The following is an 18,770-nucleotide window of genomic DNA, read 5'->3' as shown; positions in this document are numbered from 1 at the left end:
CAGACGTCCGTACAGCCTTTTACACGACCAACGCCATTGAGAGCCTGAATTCCTCATATCGCCGTCTGAACAGCCAGCGAAGTGTTTTCCCCAGCCAGCAGGCATTGCTGAAGGCATTGTATCTGGCAACGTTTGAGGCTACCAAGAAATGGACTATGCCAATTCGGAACTGGGGTAAGGTAAGGGGCGAGTTGACCATTATGTACCCTGACAGATTACAACCGTAAAATACATAAATGCTAAAGTCATAGAAGACCTATTTACAGACTTTTATTCACACCCTCGGTATACAATAAAAACTGTCAGCTTATACCAAAACGCTCTTGTGCTTCGTCTGCCAGTTTGGCATAGAGTTCCATGGTTTCGCCATGATGCTCCTTGATGTACTGCAGGTTATCCGCCTTTTCTTCCTCCGGCCCGTCACAGTAGGCGTGGCCTGCCATTTCCAATGCTTTGGCGGCTTCGGAGAGTTTTATGCCGCCGATGGAGAGCGCCGTGGATTTGAGGGCGTGGACGTGGGTGGTATAGTCGGCGATGTTGTCGGCGGTCAGGTCTTTTTCCAGCAGTTTTGTGACAGCTTCGCGGCGGGCGACGAACATGCTCAGGAATTTTTTCTGCATCTCCTCGTCGTTGCCGCAGTACTGCATGGCGGTGGTCAGGTCAATTTGTTGGTCAGCGGGGGTGGTGGAGGGATTTTCGCCTGCTGCCTCGATTTTTTCGGGGGGCAGGTATTTTTGTACCATGTGCTCCAAGGTTTTGCCATCCACGGGTTTTGCTAGGTAGTCGTTAAAGCCTTTGGCCAGGAACATTTCTTTTACCCCTGCCACGGCATTGGCGGTCAGGGCGATAAAGGGCGTATGCTGGCAGGGACTGTCGGTCATGGTTTTGGCGCGTTGCAGGGTTTCGATGCCGTCCATTTCCGGCATCATATGGTCCAGGAACACGATGTCGTAGTGGTTTTGGGCAATCAGCTGCAGACATTCCTTGCCGGAAGTGGCTGTATGGATATGGACGCGGGTTTTCTCCAGCAGGCTTTCTACGACGGTGAGGTTCATGTCGTTGTCGTCAACCACCAGAATATGGGCCTGCGGGGCGGTGAAGCTTTCCTGATAGTGTTCTTCTTCCCGCAGCGCCGCTTCAATGCGGGTGTTGAAATCCCCGATGGGGTCATATTTTTCGACTTGCTGGGGAATGCGAATGGTGAAGGTGCTGCCTTCGCCGTAAATGCTGTCCACGCTGATACTGCCCTGCATCATTTCCGTCAGTTTCACGGTGATGGCCAGCCCCAGTCCGGTGCCTTCGATATTGCGGTTTTTCTCGATGTCCAGCCGCTGGAATTTGGCGAAGAGTTTTTCCTTGTCCTCCTCGCGGATGCCAATGCCCGTGTCCTGCGTGATGAATTCCAGTTCTAGCGTATCGTTTTCTGCTGTCCCCTGTGATTTGACGGTAAAGGTCACGGAGCCTTTGGGGGTGTATTTGACGGCGTTGTTGAGGATGTTTACGACCACCTGCCGCAGGCGTACTTCGTCGCCAATCAGGGCGTCGGGGATGTCCGGGGCAACGTTCATATGGAACGCCAGCCCCTTTTGCCCGGCTTTGTAGTGCACCATGTTGTAGACGTCGTTGAGTACGGAGCTAAGACTGTAGCTTACCGGCACAATTTCCATCTTGCCGGATTCGATTTTGGAAAAGTCCAGAATGTCGTTGATGATGGAGAGCAGAGTTTCTCCCGCACTTTTGATATTGAAGGCGTATTTTTTGAGCTTGCCGCTGGCCTCCCGCATAATCATCTCGTTCATGCCCAAGATGGCGTTGAGGGGCGTACGGATTTCGTGGCTCATATGGGCGAGAAAATCGCTCTTGGCCTGATTGGCGCGCAGGGCCTCGTCCCGGGCTTCCCGCAGGGCGGTGCTTTCCTCGGCGGCTACCTGATTAGTGAAGGCGTAGAGGATAAAGACGCAGAACAGCACGACCAAAAGGCCGAATACCCAGAGCACAATCAGATGGATATTGGTGATGCCGGTAATGACCGAGCGCCATTCCCGGTAGCCGATGGCGATGAAATTCGTATCGGGAATTGGGGAGGCATAGAGCACGTAATCTGCGTTGATTTTCGGGTCAAAGATGGCGGCTTCCTGGGCATTGTCCAATTTGGATAGCAGTTGGTCAAGGCCCAGGGGACTGTCCTTGTCTGCATCGTAGAAGGGACTGCTTGTGTAGTTTTCAAAGGGCACTACTACCTGCTGGGTGCGGGTGTCGTAGAGCAGGATGTTTTCCTCGTCCTTTTTGTCTGCAAACTGGAAGGGGGAGGATTTATCCCGGAGGGATGAGTCCGTGTGGAGTTTGCAGAGTACATAGCGAACGGTGGTTCCCTGATAGACCGGCACCATGACCACCAGTCCTACATCTTTGTAGTAGCGCCAGCTGGGTTCACCCTGCAGGGTGCGGGCGCATTGCAGTTTGGCCTCGGCAGGCAGGGCTACGCCCCAGATACTCTGGCCATTGATGTCCAACAGGCCGCCCAGTTGTCCCTTGTCGCTGATGGACTGGACGCCGTTGGCCGGGGTGATTTTTTCGGCGGCAATCAGGGTGGCGGTTTTGCTCAGCTCGGTGATTTTCGTCTGCAGCAGATTATGGTAGACGAAGGCGAGCATTTCCCCCTGATGGGTGCTGAATTTCTCCACTTCCCGGTTCAGGGAGTCGTTCATCTTGCTCTGCAGGGCAAAGCCTATCAGCAGCAGGATGGCGAAGAAAATCATAAAACGTCCCAGCAGGTGCAGGGTGAATGTGAGTATGCGTTTATCTTGTTTCAATGATTTCCACTCCCTTCACCAGCCAGTCCATTTTTTCCCGCAGGCTGTTGTTGGCGATGACTTCGCCCTCCTGACAGCGCACATGGCCGTCCCTGTCCACGATATTGCCGGAGAATACGGGATAGCCCTGCAAAAGTTCCTGCCGGGCCCGCAGTACCAGCGCTTCTTCACGGGGACTGAGATTCGGGGCCAGCCGCAGGGTAATCACATCATCCAGTATGCCCTGCCAGTAGACTTTGTTGGCAGTTTTATGGCCGTTGATGTGGAGCAGTTTGCCATAGACCTGCTGCCAGTTCGTTTCGATAGAGGCAAGGCAGTGCGGGGGTGTTTTCAGCCCCGCACCGTGGAAGTCGATGTAGTCGAGCCCCAAGGCGGCAGCTTCCTGCGCCGGATGCTGGGAGGCAGCAAAATAGGTAATCACATCGGCCCCTTCGTGTTTCAGGATATAGAGAGCCTTATTTTCCTTTTCGGGGGAAATCCACTGTCCCGTCCATTGGACGAGAATCCGGGCCTCCGGGCGCACCTTCAGCACGCCTAAGGCAAAGGCGTTGACATCCTGGCGGGTTTCCAGCGCAGGGAAGGGGGCCAGATAACCCACAATACCTGTCTGGCTGTGGAGTCCTGCGAGCATTCCCGCCAGATAGCGCACCTCGTAGTAGCGCATGGAGTAGTTGAACATGCGGTCGGAAATGGTCTCGCCTACGGAGTTGGCGTAGAATTCCACCTGCGGATAGCGGCGGGCAATGGCTTCCAGATTGTGCTGGTAGCCGGGGTTGGCCAGAAAGATTTTTTTGACCCCTTTGTTGACGAGGTTTTCCGTTACCCGGGCCAGGCTGTTGTCGTCGCTGTTCACATTGTCTTCGATATAGAGGTTAAAACTCCGCTCGTTGCAGGCCTTTTGCAGCCCCTGTGCCATTTCTCTTGGCCAGCCCGGTGCATCTTTGGGGCTGGCAAGAATCAGGCCCACCGCATCGCGCTTCTCCCAGATGGCCGAGCCAAAGTAGTTGATGGAGAGGAAGATGGCCAGACACAGCAGGAAGGCCTGCAGCAGGGCAAAGGCTACAAAGCGGCGTTTCAGCATATCGTGACTACTAAGCTTCATGGGGTTGCGCCTCCTCCCGCCGGTCTTCTTCCTGCGTCAGCAGGTTGAAAATGATGACAAAGGGGGTGTAGACCACGATATCAAGGCTCAGCCAAACGAGCTGCAGCACGGCACCCATCACATCACCGGTGGCCAGCCAGCCCTGCAGCAGTACGGGGGCGGTGGATTCCACCGTATAGCGGAACAGGGGGACAATGCCCCAGTGAATGGCCAGCCAGCCCACCAATACATTGAGCATGGGCGCCAATAGATATGGCACGAGGAACATGGGATTGAGGACGATGGGCAGGGCAAAGAGGAAGGGCTCGTTGATGGAGAGCAGCATGAGGGGGGAGCAGTAGGCTGACAGCCGCCGCAGTTTTCTGCGGGAGGCAAAGACCCAGACGGAAATGGCCAGCCCCAAGAGGGAGATGGAGGTGGCGTCGAAGAATTCGGCGGTAAAGATGAATTTGCCGCCAGTAAGCTCGTTGGCCGTTTGGGCCGGTACATAGAAGGCTTCGCTCCAGAAACAGGTGAGGCTGTTGCCGTTGAGGCCCAGCCACCAGAGCAGGCGGCGGATGAGTTCGTAGCCGATGGCCAGAGCGGGGCTTTGGGCGATGTTTTCATGGATAGCATTGGCCAGCAGGGTGGGCAGGGACAGCAGGGCGCTTTCGATGGATATCCAGCCCAAAGCAGTGAACAAAGAGGCCAGCAGAGTGAAGCTCAGAGGCAGCAGAAGTTTCAGGGATACGGCCATTTCATGGGGCAGTCCGGGTACTACCGACAGCTGCCAGAATTTCAGCTGGGAGAGGCGGCTGAACATGAGCGTGCTGAAGGTCGCGATGAGCAGCGCTAGAAAAAAGCCACGCACGGCAAAGTACAGGGCGAGTTCATGGGAACTGCCCGGAAAGGCGGTGATTAAAAAGAGATAGGCCGATACGGTGCAGATAAGGGCAAGGTATTTATTCCCCTGCCAAAGGTCTGCCAGCTTCACCGTCAGCACCATGGCAAAGAGCAGGGAGTTCAGGATATTGGTGACTTCCAGATACTCTTTGATTTGGTTCCCCAATGCAAAGAAGGCGGATTCACGGTAGGCCTGGTCATGGAGTCCGCCGGTTAGGATACTGCCCAGCCCCAGCCAGTCTTCGCCCAGCAGGGGGCCGTTGGGATTGCAGAGCAGATAGCCGGTCATATGGATGAGCGTCAGCAGGATAATGACCGGCATCATCAGGCAGAAGGATTCCCGAATGGCCTTGAGGTATGCAATTTTGCGCAGGCGGCGGCTCAGGGGGATGATGATACCGTCCAAAAGACCGCCCCGCTGGCTATAATCTTGCTCGTTATGACCGCCCATAATTTACTCCTTAGAGTCCCAAGTTATCCAATGCCTTAAAGATATCGTTGACCTCCGGATTTTTGATGGGCGGGAAAATCTGCTTTTCCACCCGGGTGATGAGGTCGGCGGGGATAAAGGGTTTTTTTACATAGTCTGCGATTTTGAGCTGGCTGGCCTTGACGATGGTTTCTCTGTCGGCAGCAGCGGTGAGGAAGATAACCTTCATATCGGCGTAGTCGGGATTTTTCCGAATGACCGAGAGCGTCTGCAGACCATCCATGCCGGGCATGGCGATGTCGAGCAGGATTAAGTCAATGGCCCCCTGCCGCTTTTGCAGGATGTTCAGGCAGTCAGAGCCGCTGGTGGTGGTCAGAATTTCGGCCCGCACCTTCATTTCCAAGATGCTTTTGGCCATGGCGATATTCATTTCATCATCATCAACGACTAAAATAACGGGTAATTTACTCATGGTTGTTCCTCCTCATTATTCCAATGGTTTATCCCCAAAACGGGCAGGGGTTCCTTTTTCTCGGGCTTCCTGACAAGCCTGGGCAGCTATTGCTTCGGCCTGGGAGAGATTTTTTTCGGTCATGGGGCAGCAGCCTGCCTGCCATGCGTAATTCTCCTGCAGGGCGTTCAGGTCCGTAACAAATTCGGCAGCAAAGTTTAGCATCTGCCTGTTGTTTTGGGCGATACAGAGGCAGATAAGCTCGCCGCTGACTGTTCCGGCCGCAACGGACAGTACCCACTCCTTAGCCGCTAAGAGCCGGGCCGCTTCCTGCAGGGGCGGGGCCAAAAGATGGCGGCTGGCAGAGGCGTCCTTGGGGGTTATGGCAAAGAGCGCCAGATAGCAGGCGGGCTTTGCAGGGCCTGTGGGGATTTTTGTCATCAATTCTTCAAGGTGCTGCTCCAGATAGAGCATATTGGGGAGCTGACTGAATTTATCCCTGCAGGCCAGCTGCTCCATGGCCGCCAGCTGCTGACGGTGGTTTCGGGAACGGTAGTAGATAATGCCCATGATGATGGCCATGATGAGAAAAATCAGCAGGGCTGCCTGTTGGGGATAATGGTACAGGAGATACTGGGGGCTGAAGTGCCGGATGTGTTCATGGGTTCCCTGATTCAGGGTCGTAGTCAGCAGTCCGGGCGGCAGATGATTGATTTCCTTGTTGAGAATCTGCCAAAGCCGGCGGTCGGCATTCTGGGCAACTCCGAGGCTGATGGTGCTGGCAAAGACCTGCTCCGTATCTGCTGACAGATTGTAGGCCGAGGAAGATTCCAGCAGGGAGGGAACAGTAGCCCGGGGAATGTAGGTGATATCTGCCAGACCGTTGCTGACAGCCTGACAGCATTCCGCTAAACTCTTGCAGTAGAGAATCCGCTCCTCGGGATAGCTGGCCTTGACGAAGGTGACGGTTTCAAACAGTCCGTCCACGGCGGCAACTTTGGGCGATTCCGGCAGAACGGCGCCGTGCTTGGTGATGGGCACAAAGCCGATATCGAGATAGGGCTGGGTCGGGATAAGACCCAGCTCATCCAGCCAGCTGAAATCGCAGGGCACATCCGCGACCATATCCACCGTGCCACGCTTAAGCAAGCGGTGGATTTCTGTCAGGGATTTTTCCTCTACCATTTCAATCTGAATGCCCAAATCCGCTGCCAGCTGGTCAAGCAGGGCTTTCGTGGCCCCCGTCCATGTTCCGTCAGCATCCTGATAGAAGTAGGGCTTGCTGCGCATCAGTACGGCAACTTTGAGGACTTTCTTATCCTGCAGGTAAGCCTGTTCCGCAGGGGACAGCACGAGGGGGAATCCCTTGGACCGCTCGTATTTATCGTTGAGACGGTTGCGGATATTGGGCTGGTTCAGGAGCAGATTGTCCTGAGCGGCATTGACTCGGGCAAAGAGTTCGCTCCGGTCCTGGCGGACCAGCAGGCGGTAACTCACCCGGTCAAAGAGTGCCAGCACCCGTTCGGCTTTCCCGGGGTGCAGCAGGGGCTGGACATAGCCATCAATGGCGTGGCTGGTAAAGGCATTTTTCATGGCTGCAGGTTCATTGAAGGTAACCAGCTCGTAGCTGAAGCCATGTTCTTGGGCTATACGGGTAAGGTTGGGGGTGGGATAATTGTAATCCAGTGTTCCCAGCCGCACATGACCGCCGGCGAAATCTTCCTGCACCACCAATTCCATGGGGAAGCGGGCGATAACATGGTCGGTGCGCCGGGCAAAGGGCAGGCTCTTGTAGTCGCCGGGCATGGCAGGCAGCAGGTCAATCTCGCCGCTGTTTAACTTGGTGCCGGCCTCCCACCAGTTTACGCAGGGGATATAGGTGAACTTTGCCCCCAGAAAGCCTGAAAGAAATTCCATATATTCATAGCCGTTGCCACGCAGATGCCCCGGGCGGTCTTCCTCGACAAAGCCCGTCCCCGGCACATAGCCTACCTTCAGTTCCTCAATGGCCGAGGCGCGGGCGGGCAGCAGTATGGTGCAAAGGATGAGCAGCAGGGCGCACAGCCGCCTGGCCCATGAATAAATCCTCATGTCCTCGCCTCCATAATATATGTGTCGCAATTATTCAACAATAAAAGCGACACAAAGCAAACAATATAATAAAGTTACTTTCGCCTTTGACATGTCATAATCCTGCCATAGGCAGCAAAAAAGGAGGGGCGACAAAGTGTGGATACATTTTGTCGCCCCTCCTGTATGGGCAGTTTCTTATTTTTTGGTAAAGGTAATATGTGCACCGACAGTCAGCACGGGCAGGGACGGACCCTTGACGATAATCTGGCCGGGCATGGAGCCTTCGGCGTTGAACACCAGCGTGCAATGACCTTCTTCGCGGAGGTTGTCATTAACGGCGTCACCGACTTTTTCGATGGTGTACTTGATGCCGCCCATCAGGAGCTTGTCGCCCTTCTTGATGTCTTCTTCCAGTTTGCCGGGGGTGTGTTCCAGCACCATATCCGAAAGGTTCGGGCGGATGCCCTCATCCAACAGGATCGCGCTGTTGTTATTGGTGAGAAAGGTCTTGGCCAGGTTGCCGATGGCCGTGATTGCTACGTCGTACTTAATGTCCATGCTGTTCATTCCTCCTACAGATACACATTGCCTTTAACTTGCTTTACATTCCATATTCATTATGAGTGTTAATCTTTATTATATCATATTTCCACGCGAATGTGCGGGGACATTTGTCTTATTGTTGATTTTTTTTTCGGAGACTAGGAATAATATGGCAAAAACTAAGTATTGGCGGTATAATTTGACTTAGATTGACTGAGAAAGGCGGAGTTTGCAGGTATGGAACGGGGCGAGCGGTTCTTTTGGAGCGTGATGGGGGCCTTGCTGATGTTTTTGACAGGGCTTATCATGTGGCAGGTAATGCAGACGGATTTTTCTCTGCGGCAGACGGAACATCGGCGTAAGTTTGGGGCGGTCTATATGACCCTCAACAATCCCTTCTATGAAATCGTGGATGAGGAAATCCGCATGGAAGTGGAGCGGCGGGGAGATGTGCTTATTTCCCGGGACCCTGCGCTGTCGGTGGAACGGCAGGAAGAAGCGGTGCGGGATCTTATCAACAGCGGGGTGGATGTCATCTTCATCAACCCTGTGGACTGGCAGCGCATTGCGCCAGCATTGCAGCTGGCCAAAGAGGCCAATGTGATGGTGATTGCCGTGGATACCAACGTGGAAGATGAGAATTATGTAGCCGCTACGGTGGTGTCGGATAATTATCTCGCAGGCCAGCAATGTGCCGAGCACTTGCTGGAACATGCCAGCGGGGGCAATATCGCCCTGCTGAAACATTCGGAAGCCCGTTCTTCTGTGGACAGAATTCAGGGATTTTTGGACAGGCTGGCAGGCAATCCCAATTTCAAAGTGGTGGCGCAGGCTGAGTGCCGGGGACAGCTGGAGCTGGCCATGCCTGCCATGCAGGAAATGTTGAAACGTCATCCGGAAATCGATGTGGTGATGGCGCTGAATGACCCCGCGGCCATGGGCGCCATGGCCGCCCTGCAAAACGTGGGCCGCTTGGACAAGGTGATGGTCTATGGTGTGGACGGTGTGCCGGAAACCAAGGAAATGATTTATCAAGGCCATATGATGGCGACGGCTGGGCAGTCGCCGCGCGCTTTGGGTCGTCATGCGGCGGAACAGGCCTACAAGCTGTTGGCAGGAGAAAAGGTGCCTAAGCTCATGCGCCTGCCCACAATGCTGCTTACCCGGGATAATCTGGGAACCGAAATGAGAGGATGGGATTAATGGCCGGGGAATATACATGGGAGGAACGGCGGCTTGAATGGCTCTATGGTTTGCTGGGGCTATACAATGGGCTGGTTGTTTTGCTGATGGCCGGGTTTATGAGCCTGACGCAGGAAAAAATCGTGAACAGCATGACGGCGCATGCTTTTTTGACCACTCTGCCCATTGTGCCGCTGCCAGCCTCGAAAGGTTTTCTGCTGTCGGTGGGTTCCTATGCCCTGCTGATTCTGCTGGGCAAGCTCTACCGTCACGGCGGCATGACTTCAGGCCAGCTCCATTTGATTTTTGCCGCGGAAATCGGCATCTGTATGCTCTTGATGAAAAGTCTGAATCTAGCTTATGACGGCATTGTGCTGTTGGCAGTGGCTGACCTGATGCACCGCTATCACGGGGAGAATCAGAGCTGGCTGCTCTTGGGCGCCATGCTCGGAATTTACTTCATGGCCAACTACAATATGGCCATCTTTCAACGCCATGTGGCACCTTTTGATGTCTACACGGCCTATTACCGGCCGGAGGTGCAGTCGGTGCTGCTGGCCATAAAGAACGGCTTTCAGTCGCTCAATATCGTACTGTTTGTGCTCTATCTGGTGCTTTTGGTACAGAGCAAGCACCATGAGAAGGAGCGCATTGCCAGCCTCAACAAGCAGTTGGAGGAAGCCAATGTGCGGCTGCGGGCGTATGCCTTGGAGGCAGAGCGCACAGCTGAGACGCGTGAGCGCAACCGTCTGGCCCGCGAGATTCATGATACGCTGGGCCACACCCTGACGGGCATTGTGGCCGGGCTGGATGCCTGCATTGTGTTGGTGGATGCCGTGCCGGCCGCTGCTAAGAAGCAGCTGGAAAAAATCCGGGAGACGGCCCGCCATGGCATTGTGGACGTGCGTCGCTCCGTGAAGAAATTGCGGCCGGATGATTTGGAAAAAATGCCGCTGCAGCAGGCGGTGAAGAAGGTTATCGCCGAGTTCTCGGCCTCATCCGGTGTGGAAATCCATCTGGTGGAGCTGGGCTGGCCGGAGAAGCTGCGGGAAGATGAGGAGGAAGTCATCTACCGCATTGTGCAGGAGGGCATCACCAATGCCCGCCGCCATGGCAAGGCTACGAAGGTCACCGTCACCTGCGGTACGGAACCGGGGCGGTTCTATATCATGATTGCCGACAATGGCAAAGGCTGCGACAAGCCGCAGCAGGGCTTTGGCCTGCGCCATATGGAGGAACGGCTGGAACTTCTGCATGGGCGGCTGCGGTATTGGAGTGACAAGGGCTTTACTTTGGAAGCCACCATACCCATGGGGAAGAATGTAATGGATAATAATGGGGAGGCAGATGTTTGATGATAAAGGTGATTATCGCCGATGACCAGGAACTCATACGGGAAAGCCTGAAAATCGTATTGGATCAGAATGAGGATATTGAAGTAACCGGCGTGGCAGAAAACGGTCAGATTTTGATGGATATGCTGACAAATAGCCAGCCAGATGTCATTCTGATGGATGTGCGCATGCCGGAACTGGATGGGGTGGAGGCCACCCGCGAGGTCAAACGGCTCTATCCGGCAGTCAAAATCATCATCCTCACCACCTTTGATGATGATGAGTACGTGTTTAACGCCTTGAAATATGGAGCCAGCGGCTACCTCTTAAAGGGTGTGTCCGTGCCTGAGCTCACCGGGGCCATTCGTACGGTCGTTTCCGGCGGGGCCATGATTAATCCGGGGATTGTGGCCAAGGTCGTGAAGTTCTTCAATCAGATGGCCCAGGGCAGCAGTGCCGTGGAAACCGGCCCCATTGGCGAAGGTCTCAGCCGCACGGAGCGCAATATCGCGCATCTGGTGGGCCATGGCCTCTCCAACAAGGAGATTGCGGAAAAACTGCGGCTTTCGGAAGGCACGGTGCGCAATGGTCTGTCCAGTACCCTGTCCAAGCTGGGGCTAAGGGACCGCACGCAGCTAGCCATTTGGGCGGTGCAGACAGGGCTCGCAGCTGCTGAGGTGGATGTATCGTGAAGCGCGGATTTGCCATTTACTTTGCCTGCCTGATGCTCTTGACCTGCTTTCTGGGCTGGTATTTGACCCGCCCAAAGGTGCTTACGGTGGGGCTATTTGCCGGCAGCAACTGGAATGTGCCGGAGGGCGATTCCTATGCGCTGATGGAAGAAGCCATCAAGCGGTTTGAAGCCGAGCATCCCGGCGTGAAGGTGAAATATGTCAGCGGCATCCGCAGAGAGGATTACTCCGAATGGCTGGCGGAACGCCTGCTCAAAGGTGAGGAGCCGGATATCTTCGTGGTGCCCGGAGCGGATTTTGACCTCTATGCTTCCATCGGTGCATTGGCGCCCCTTGACCGGTCAATGAATAAGGACACGGAATTTGACCCGTCCGTTTATTACCCCATGGCGTTGGAATATGGCCGCTGGAACGGTATCAGCTATGCTTTGCCGGTGGGGGCTGTGCCCACTTTGATGTTCGTCAACAAGACCCTGCTGGCGAAAGAGGGCATCCCCATCCCAGGAAATGACTGGACATGGCAGGATTTTTTGCGGATTTGCAAGGCTGTGACCAAGGATACTGATGGGGACGGACGGCTCGACCAGTTCGGTGTCTATGACTACACCTGGCGCAAGGCGGCGCTCACCAATGACGTGCAGATTTTTTCTGCGGATGGGCGCAATGCAAACTTCATGAGCAAGAACATGGAGGAAGTCCTGTATTTTATGGACGAATTGCATGCGGTCAGTCAGGGGCAGGAAGTTACCGCCAAGGACTTTGACATGGGCCGGGTGGCCTTCCGTCCCTTCACCTTTGCCGAGTACCGCACCTATAAGCCCTATCCCTGGCGCATAAAAAAATACAGTTCCTTCGAATGGGACTGTATCAAACTGCCGGCGGGGCCGTCCGGCCATAATTCTTCTATTATGCAGACCATGATTATGGCCATCAGTGCCCGCACCAGCGAGCCGCGCCTGTCGTGGGAACTGTTAAAGACCATCTGCTATGACCCCGCTATTCAGGAACTGATGTTGACGAAATCACAGGGATTGCCCGCCCGCCGGGATGTGGTGGAATCTCCCCAAGCGCAGCAGCTCTTTATGGCCGCTACGCCCGGCAGTGAGGAAATGAATCTGAAAATCGTGAGTCAGGTCATGGATGATTCCATGACGGAGCCAAAGTTCCCCCGTTACAAGGAAGCCATGAATCTGGCCGACCATAAGCTCTTGCATATCGTGCAGGAAAATATGTCCCTGAGCAGTGCGTTAAGTCAGGTACAGAAGGAGATAAATGCCTATTTGCAGCAGTAACGGGCAAATAAATAAGCCGCCATGAAAGGCGGCTTTTCTTATACGGCGATGGCGTATTGCAGAACCTCATCGCTGCCGGCAGATACTTCGCAGCCGGGACAGCAGGGCTTCAAATCCGATACTTTGTCGTAATTGACCACAAGGACAGGAGAAATCATGTTGATGGAGTGCTTTTCCAAAACATCCAAATCAACTTTGATGATAGGGGTGCCGGCGGTTACCCGGTCACCGGACTGTTTTAGGGCAGTGAGTCCTTCCCCATTCAGAATGATGCTGTCGAGACCCACATGGACGAGAATCTGAATACCCTCATCCGTGGTGATGGCAAAGGCGTGTTTGGTGTCAAAGAACAGGGAAATCACGCCGTCACAGGGAGCCAGCACGGTGTCGCTGGCCAGTTCAATTGCCAGACCGTCACCGGTGAGTTTTTCCGCAAATACCGGGTCGGGAACAGAGGCAAGTTCCAAAGTTTTACCGGAGAAGGGGGCTAAAAGACGCTGGCACGGTGTTTTAACTGCAGTCATAGTATCGATCCACCTTTCTTCTTAGTCTAAATCAAAAGACAATTGATTGTATTTGCGAATTTTCTAATAAATCTTTTATATTTACATTTTACTACGAAATCTTGGCAAGTCAAGTCCTAAAAGGACGCAGAATTGCTTAGATTTCGTGTAAGGGCGTGTGGACTCAAGGAAAATCCGTCAAGGCAGATTGGGGATGTTCTTGCTGATGGCTGTATGACGGATGATGTCCTGAACGCGCAAATCTATGGCCAGTTCCTGCTTGTGCAGGGTTTCGGCCGTGGCAAATTCAGCAGGACTGTCTTCCCGCAGGCCCTTGATGTAATGCTGCCAGGCCTTGATGCTGGTTTCTGTAGCCTGCTGACGCTGACGGGCCAGATACTGAGCACCGGCGGGGACTTCCACCGCATCCAGCTGGGCTTGCCGTTCCTGCAGGCCTGGAATGATATCGTCCTCAATCAGCGCGGCGATATTGTATTTCTGCTGTTTGGAGAGGTGGCCGTTTTTGCTGCTGTTCAGGCGTTTGAAGTGATTTTGGAACACTTCAAAATGCTCATTGCTTTCGGTGACAATGCTCTTGGTCGCGGCGATGTAGTCCGCAATATCCTTGTTCTGCAGTGGCGAAATCTTGTCGAGATAAGCCTTATAGTTCTTGATGTAGGATACCTGCCAGTGGCCGTCTTCCGCTTGCTCCATAGACAGTATCAGGGTAAAGGGGGTCTGGGTATAGTCCTCCTTGATTTCGACTTCTGCGGTGGCACTGCGGCCCATATGCTCCACCTTGCCAATCTTGACAAAAGTGGTATTGCGTATCTGGCTGCGTTCGATAAAGCGCTCAAAGTCGATACCGAGCTGGCGGCCTTTCAGGATATCCGTGCCATCCGGCAGATTCCAGCTGCCGCTGCTCACGCGGGTGAGGGCAGCATTTTCGAGTCCCGTGGCCAGCTGGGGCTTAATGATGATGTAGAATTTTTCAAACATGGAGCGCGATTTCGGAGTCAGTTCCGAGTCGTAGGCGAATAAATCTACGGTCAAATCGTCATAGGCCCGGGAGGCTAACAGTTCCGAATTCACATAACGCTGGAATTTCTCGCCATCCTGTTCCGTGATAGCTGTCTGAATCTGTTCCAAGGCATATTCAGGGGTGCGGATGTAGAAAAAGAAATACCAGACCATTGCGCCGGCTATAGCTGCCAGCAGCAAAAAGACCAAAGACAGCTGCCGCCGTTCCTGGGCGCGTCGTGCCCGCAGCCGCTGTTGCCAAGTATAATCGTCCATTCACATAATCTCCGTTTCTTTAAGTAACCTCATTATACTATAAGAAAATAGCACGAACAATAGCCGATATGTTAAGATAAGAAGGTAATTAAGCAATTTAAGGAGTAAAAGACGAAGCAATGAAATGGGTTAATCACGAAATCGTAACCGGGGTAATCGTATACGGAGCTACGGGAGATTTATTGTCCACGGCGTTTTCCATGGCGGGGGCTATTTTTCCCGACAAGGTGGAGGGGCGTCCGGGGGCCAATTATTGGAGCTGGCGCGCCCGGCACAGGGGCTGGTCCCACTGGCCGGTCATCTATATTGCCATCTTAGCTATCATGCAGCTGGGCTTTTTGCCCCAGGGGGCAGATGTCGAGAAGGGCGTGACGTTTATCGCTGTCGGAGCACTTCTGCATATCGCCGAAGATGCGCTCTGCGGCAAGGTGCCCTTTCTTTTTCCCTGGCAGAAGGTGGGCATCAAACTCTTCACGGTAGGTTCGGTAACGGAGTATCTTTTTTCCATGGCTGCGGTTATTGTCACCTATATCATTCACGCACAATTTATGATAAAATGATAGTAAATCAATAAAAATAATAGCGCGGGGTGATTATCATGGTACGTGGTGCAGCGGTTAAGGGCAGACCCAATAAAATCATGCGGCTGCTGGCGGAAAAATATCCCACCAAAGAAGCGGTGTATGAACAGCTGATTTACCTGCAGTCGAGGCTGTCGCTTCCCAAAGGCATCGAGCATTTTATGAGTGACTTGCATGGGGAGTATGCCTCTTTTTTCCATATCCTCAACAACTGTTCCGGGGTTATCCGGGAGAAGGTGGACTATGTCTTCGGTGAGCGGCTCAGCGAGGAGGAGAAGGCGGAGTTCTGCACCCTCATCTATTATCCCAAGGAAAAAATCGAGCAGATAAAGAACGACCATAAGAATACGCCGGAATGGTATCGGAAAAATCTTTCCCAGCTGTTGGAACTATCCAAGCTCATGAGCTATAAGTATCCGGCGTCCAAGGTCTACGGCTTTATTCCCAAGCGGTATGAGTCTGTGATTGTGGAGCTTATGAACACCCGGCCCGAGGCGGATAATGCCCAGTTTGTCTACCATAAGCGTCTCCTAAATACCATCGTGCAGATTGACAGCGGTGCGGATTTTATCGAGGCCTTTACCGTGCTGATTAAGCGGCTGGCCGTGGACAGGCTGCATATTGTCGGGGATTTCTTCGACCGCGGGAACCGTCCCGATGCCATTTTGAATCTTTTGATGAAACATCCGTCGGTGGATATTCAGTGGGGCAACCATGATGTGCTCTGGATGGGGGCGGCGCTGGGCAATGAAACCTGCATTGCGGCAGTGGTGCGCAACTCCCTGCGCTACAACAATACGGATGTGTTGGAGCGGGGCTACGGCATTAGCCTGCGGCCCTTGACCACCTTTGCTTCTCGCAGCTATCCCGATGCCAATCCCATCAAGGCCGCCGAAAAGGCCATCACCATGATGATGTTCAAGCTGGAAGGCCAGCTTATCCGCCGTCATCCGGAATATCAAATGGATAGCCGCCTGCTGCTCGATAAGATTGACTTCCGTTCCTCTCATGCGGTGCTCGGGGACGGCAAGCGCTACGAATTGGAAAGCGCTTACTTCCCCACCATTGATGAGAATGCCGCTGACCCGTATGAGTTGACGGAGAAGGAAGCGGCTATTATTGCTGACCTGAAATCCTACTTCGAGGAAAGCGCCGTGCTGCAGCGCCATGTGGAGTATCTCTATCAGAAGGGCAGTCTCTACACCCGCTATAATGGCAATCTGCTCTTCCATGGCTGTGTGCTGCTCAATGATGATGGCACCATGCGTTCCGTGTCTTATGGCGGACAGGAACTAAAGGGGCGGGCCTGGTTCGACTATTGCGACCGCATTGCCCGGGAGGCCTATCTGCATCATAAGCAGGATGCCGTGGACTTCATGTACTTCCTCTGGTGCGGGCGCCTGTCGCCCGTGTCGGGGCGGGAATTCAAGACCTTCGAGCGGGCCTTTATCGCCGACGAGAGTACCTGGAAGGAACCCTCTGACCCTTATTTCAAATACATCAATGATGAAAAGACCTGCGCCATGGTCTTAAAGGAATTCGGACTTGACCCGGCCAAGGGGCATATCATCAACGGTCATGTGCCCGTCAAGGTCAAAAAAGGTGAAACCCCTGTCAAAGCTGGCGGCAAAGCCATTATCATTGACGGAGGTTTCTGTAAGGCCTATCATAGCAAGACCGGGATTTCCGGTTATACCCTGATTTCCAATTCCCGCGGCCTGCGGCTGCTGCAGCATCAGAAAATTGCCGATGTCCGGGAGGCTTTGCGCGAGAATCAGGATATCGAATCTGTATCGGAAACCGTGGAACTGCAGACCTGCAGGACCACCTTGGGGGATACGGATGAGGGAAGGCTGATTCAGGATGAGATTACCGACCTCTATAATTTACTGCTGGCTTATCAAAATGGGTTGATTAAGCCGCAGGAATAATTGCATTTTCGTTTTGTGCATTACATCAGGTAATCCCCTGCGGCAAATGAGAGGTCTAGTTCATCGGCAATGGCCAGGATTTTAGCGGCATCGCTATTATCATCTTCATGATTATCCCAAACATCACCGACGATGGTGGGGACATCCTCGTATTCCTGCAGCAATTCCAGAAGTTTTTTTGCATTTTCGATGGCCATGATACTCATTCCTTCCCTGTGATGTCTATCTTAATCGGCAGCTGAAATTTTTCTGTTCTTTATATCCCTGAGAGGGCGAAAGTGTTAGAAATTTTTTTGCGGCTGGTCAAGGGAACCATGTCTCTATCTAAGGAATTTTGGCTATGCTAAAATAAATGGTAGATAAAATGACAGCTTGCAGAAGGAGGAACCGCTATGTGGTTATTGTTGGCGTTGTTATCGGCTGTGTTTGCTGCGTTGACGGCAATACTCGCCAAGGTCGGCATTGAAGGCGTGAATTCCCATCTGGCTACGGCCATTCGTACCGTGGTGGTATTGGCATTGGCTTGGGGCATGGTATTTCTGACCAATGCCCAAAGCGGCATTGCAGATATCAGCCGCAAGTGCTGGATTTTTCTGGTGCTGTCGGGCTTTGCCACAGGAGCTTCCTGGCTCTGCTATTTCAAAGCCCTGCAGCTAGGGGAAACATCTGCCGTGGTGGCCGTGGATAAATTGAGTGTCGTGCTGACGCTGATTCTGGCCATCCTGTTCCTGCATGAAGAATTCACCATGAAATCTGCTATCGGAGCAGTATTGATTACGGCGGGCACATGGATGATGATTAAGTGAATAACGAAAAGGCACCCCGGGCCAATGGCTCAAGGGTGCCTTTTCGTTATTTATGCAGTTATTCCATCAGAAAAACAAGTCGTAGACGAGTTTGCCAATCAGCACGGTGGTCATAATGATGAACAGCGGCCTTACATAGCCGACGCCCTTCTTGAGGGCCATGCTGGCTCCGCAGTAGGCTCCGGCAATCATGGCAAGGCCCATGGGAATGGCATGGGAAAAATCGATAAAGCCCAGATAGCCGAAGAAAAACACGGCGGAGAGGTTGCTGGCAAAGTTTAGTGTGCGGGCGTTGGCGGCGGCGCCTAAGAAATCAAAGCCCACCATCAGCAGGCCAAAGAGCATAAAGGAACCGGCACCGGGGCCGAAGAAGCCGTCGTAGAAGCCCAGAGAAAAGGCGACAAAGCCGGCCATCAGCAGCATTTTCGTGGACAGGCCGATGTATTTATTCTCCTTGCCCCAGTCTTTTTTGAAAATGCTGTAGAGGAGCACGGCGATAAGCATTACGACAATCAATGGGCGCAGGATGGCCGAAGGCAGCAGCTGGACGGCGAACACGCCTAAAGCCGAGCCGATAAAGGAAAGGGGAAAGAGGCGCTTCATGAGCCAGACATCCACTTTCCCCGAGCGTACGAAGGTGATGAAACTGGTCATAGAGCCCATGACCGCGGCGCATTTGTTGGTGCCCAGAGCCATCACCGGCGGCAGTCCTGTCCAAAGCAGGGCGGGCACGGAAATCAGCCCGCCGCCGCCAACTACCGAGTCAATAAAAGCGGCCATAAAGCCGAAAAATATCAGAAAACCTGTTGTACCAAGGTCTAAAAATTCCATAAAATCAATCCTCCTCAGGTAAGCATAC

Annotated in this window: 18 protein-coding genes; 8 read left to right on the top strand and 10 right to left on the bottom strand. The window is 53.4% G+C overall.

Features of this window, described 5'->3' with window-relative positions; genetic code table 11:
• A partial coding sequence (locus tag T320_RS14205) for a transposase (protein WP_197019389.1) occupies positions 1 to 227 on the top strand: 227 nt, incomplete at its 5' end.
• 75 nt (positions 228 to 302) lie between these two features.
• Here the strand turns inward: T320_RS14205 and T320_RS13935 are convergent.
• From T320_RS13935 to T320_RS06420, 6 genes are all read right to left on the bottom strand, one after another.
• Positions 303 to 2,813: an ATP-binding protein gene (locus T320_RS13935; RefSeq protein ID WP_051608630.1), complete on the bottom strand. Its 2,511-nt coding sequence runs from the start codon at positions 2,811 to 2,813 to the stop codon at positions 303 to 305.
• Positions 2,800 to 3,915 (bottom strand): BMP family ABC transporter substrate-binding protein, encoded by a 1,116-nt coding sequence (locus tag T320_RS06440; protein WP_037354110.1) that lies wholly within the window; start codon positions 3,913 to 3,915, stop codon positions 2,800 to 2,802. The genes T320_RS13935 and T320_RS06440 overlap by 14 nt, the downstream gene beginning before the upstream one ends.
• On the bottom strand, positions 3,905 to 5,248 hold the full coding sequence (locus tag T320_RS06435; RefSeq protein WP_037354107.1) for a PTS transporter subunit EIIC: 1,344 nt from the start codon (positions 5,246 to 5,248) through the stop codon (positions 3,905 to 3,907). The genes T320_RS06440 and T320_RS06435 overlap by 11 nt, the downstream gene beginning before the upstream one ends.
• 10 nt (positions 5,249 to 5,258) lie before the next feature.
• Entirely contained in the window at positions 5,259 to 5,699 is a 441-nt protein-coding gene (locus T320_RS06430; protein ID WP_026759682.1) for a response regulator, read from the bottom strand.
• Between the two features lie 15 nt (positions 5,700 to 5,714).
• The gene (locus T320_RS06425) at positions 5,715 to 7,769 is read right to left on the bottom strand and encodes a transporter substrate-binding domain-containing protein (protein WP_037354102.1); all 2,055 of its coding nucleotides are present in this window, start codon (positions 7,767 to 7,769) and stop codon (positions 5,715 to 5,717) included.
• A gap of 177 nt (positions 7,770 to 7,946) precedes the next feature.
• Complete coding sequence (locus T320_RS06420) at positions 7,947 to 8,309, bottom strand: PTS glucitol/sorbitol transporter subunit IIA (protein WP_081824782.1); 363 nt, start codon at positions 8,307 to 8,309, stop codon at positions 7,947 to 7,949.
• A gap of 222 nt (positions 8,310 to 8,531) precedes the next feature.
• On the opposite strand from T320_RS06420, the gene T320_RS06415 reads away from it, so the two are divergent.
• The 4 genes from T320_RS06415 to T320_RS06400 are packed head-to-tail and all read left to right on the top strand — an operon-like array spanning position 8,532 to position 12,794.
• Complete coding sequence (locus T320_RS06415) at positions 8,532 to 9,497, top strand: sugar ABC transporter substrate-binding protein (protein WP_037354094.1); 966 nt, start codon at positions 8,532 to 8,534, stop codon at positions 9,495 to 9,497.
• Positions 9,497 to 10,831, top strand: coding sequence for a sensor histidine kinase (locus T320_RS06410; protein WP_037354092.1), 1,335 nt, complete (start codon positions 9,497 to 9,499; stop codon positions 10,829 to 10,831). The genes T320_RS06415 and T320_RS06410 overlap by 1 nt, the downstream gene beginning before the upstream one ends.
• Entirely contained in the window at positions 10,831 to 11,502 is a 672-nt protein-coding gene (locus tag T320_RS06405; protein WP_026759687.1) for a response regulator transcription factor, read from the top strand. The genes T320_RS06410 and T320_RS06405 overlap by 1 nt, the downstream gene beginning before the upstream one ends.
• Positions 11,499 to 12,794 carry an ABC transporter substrate-binding protein gene (locus T320_RS06400; RefSeq protein ID WP_051608629.1) on the top strand — a complete coding sequence of 432 codons (1,296 nt, stop codon included), beginning with the start codon at positions 11,499 to 11,501 and terminating at the stop codon, positions 12,792 to 12,794. The genes T320_RS06405 and T320_RS06400 overlap by 4 nt, the downstream gene beginning before the upstream one ends.
• Positions 12,795 to 12,832: 38 nt before the next feature.
• On the opposite strand, the gene T320_RS06395 is transcribed toward T320_RS06400, so the two are convergent.
• Positions 12,833 to 13,318, bottom strand: coding sequence for a PTS sugar transporter subunit IIA (locus tag T320_RS06395; RefSeq protein WP_026759689.1), 486 nt, complete (start codon positions 13,316 to 13,318; stop codon positions 12,833 to 12,835).
• A gap of 177 nt (positions 13,319 to 13,495) precedes the next feature.
• Entirely contained in the window at positions 13,496 to 14,593 is a 1,098-nt protein-coding gene (locus T320_RS06390) for a hypothetical protein (RefSeq protein WP_026759690.1), read from the bottom strand.
• A 119-nt stretch (positions 14,594 to 14,712) separates the two neighbouring features.
• On the opposite strand from T320_RS06390, the gene T320_RS06385 reads away from it, so the two are divergent.
• Both T320_RS06385 and T320_RS06380 read left to right on the top strand, forming a co-directional pair.
• Complete coding sequence (locus tag T320_RS06385) at positions 14,713 to 15,153, top strand: metal-dependent hydrolase (protein WP_026759691.1); 441 nt, start codon at positions 14,713 to 14,715, stop codon at positions 15,151 to 15,153.
• A gap of 38 nt (positions 15,154 to 15,191) precedes the next feature.
• A complete protein-coding gene (locus T320_RS06380) occupies positions 15,192 to 17,105 on the top strand; it encodes a fructose-bisphosphatase class III (RefSeq protein WP_037354090.1) in 1,914 nt (637 codons plus the stop codon).
• A 20-nt stretch (positions 17,106 to 17,125) separates the two neighbouring features.
• Here the strand turns inward: T320_RS06380 and T320_RS14590 are convergent, their stop codons facing one another.
• Positions 17,126 to 17,302: a hypothetical protein gene (locus T320_RS14590; RefSeq protein WP_155266689.1), complete on the bottom strand. Its 177-nt coding sequence runs from the start codon at positions 17,300 to 17,302 to the stop codon at positions 17,126 to 17,128.
• A 195-nt stretch (positions 17,303 to 17,497) separates the two neighbouring features.
• On the opposite strand from T320_RS14590, the gene T320_RS06375 reads away from it, so the two are divergent.
• Positions 17,498 to 17,911 carry an EamA family transporter gene (locus T320_RS06375; RefSeq protein WP_037354088.1) on the top strand — a complete coding sequence of 138 codons (414 nt, stop codon included), beginning with the start codon at positions 17,498 to 17,500 and terminating at the stop codon, positions 17,909 to 17,911.
• A 66-nt stretch (positions 17,912 to 17,977) separates the two neighbouring features.
• Here the strand turns inward: T320_RS06375 and T320_RS06370 are convergent, their stop codons facing one another.
• On the bottom strand, positions 17,978 to 18,742 hold the full coding sequence (locus T320_RS06370) for a TSUP family transporter (protein WP_037354086.1): 765 nt from the start codon (positions 18,740 to 18,742) through the stop codon (positions 17,978 to 17,980).
• Positions 18,743 to 18,770 lie beyond the last annotated feature (28 nt).

This window comes from Selenomonas sp. FC4001 (assembly GCF_000701565.1).
GTDB classification, from domain to species: Bacteria; Bacillota; Negativicutes; order Selenomonadales; family Selenomonadaceae; genus Selenomonas_A; species Selenomonas_A ruminantium_B.
The sequence above is the reverse complement of the archived record's forward strand: the minus strand, read 5'-3'. Positions and strand labels throughout refer to the sequence as shown.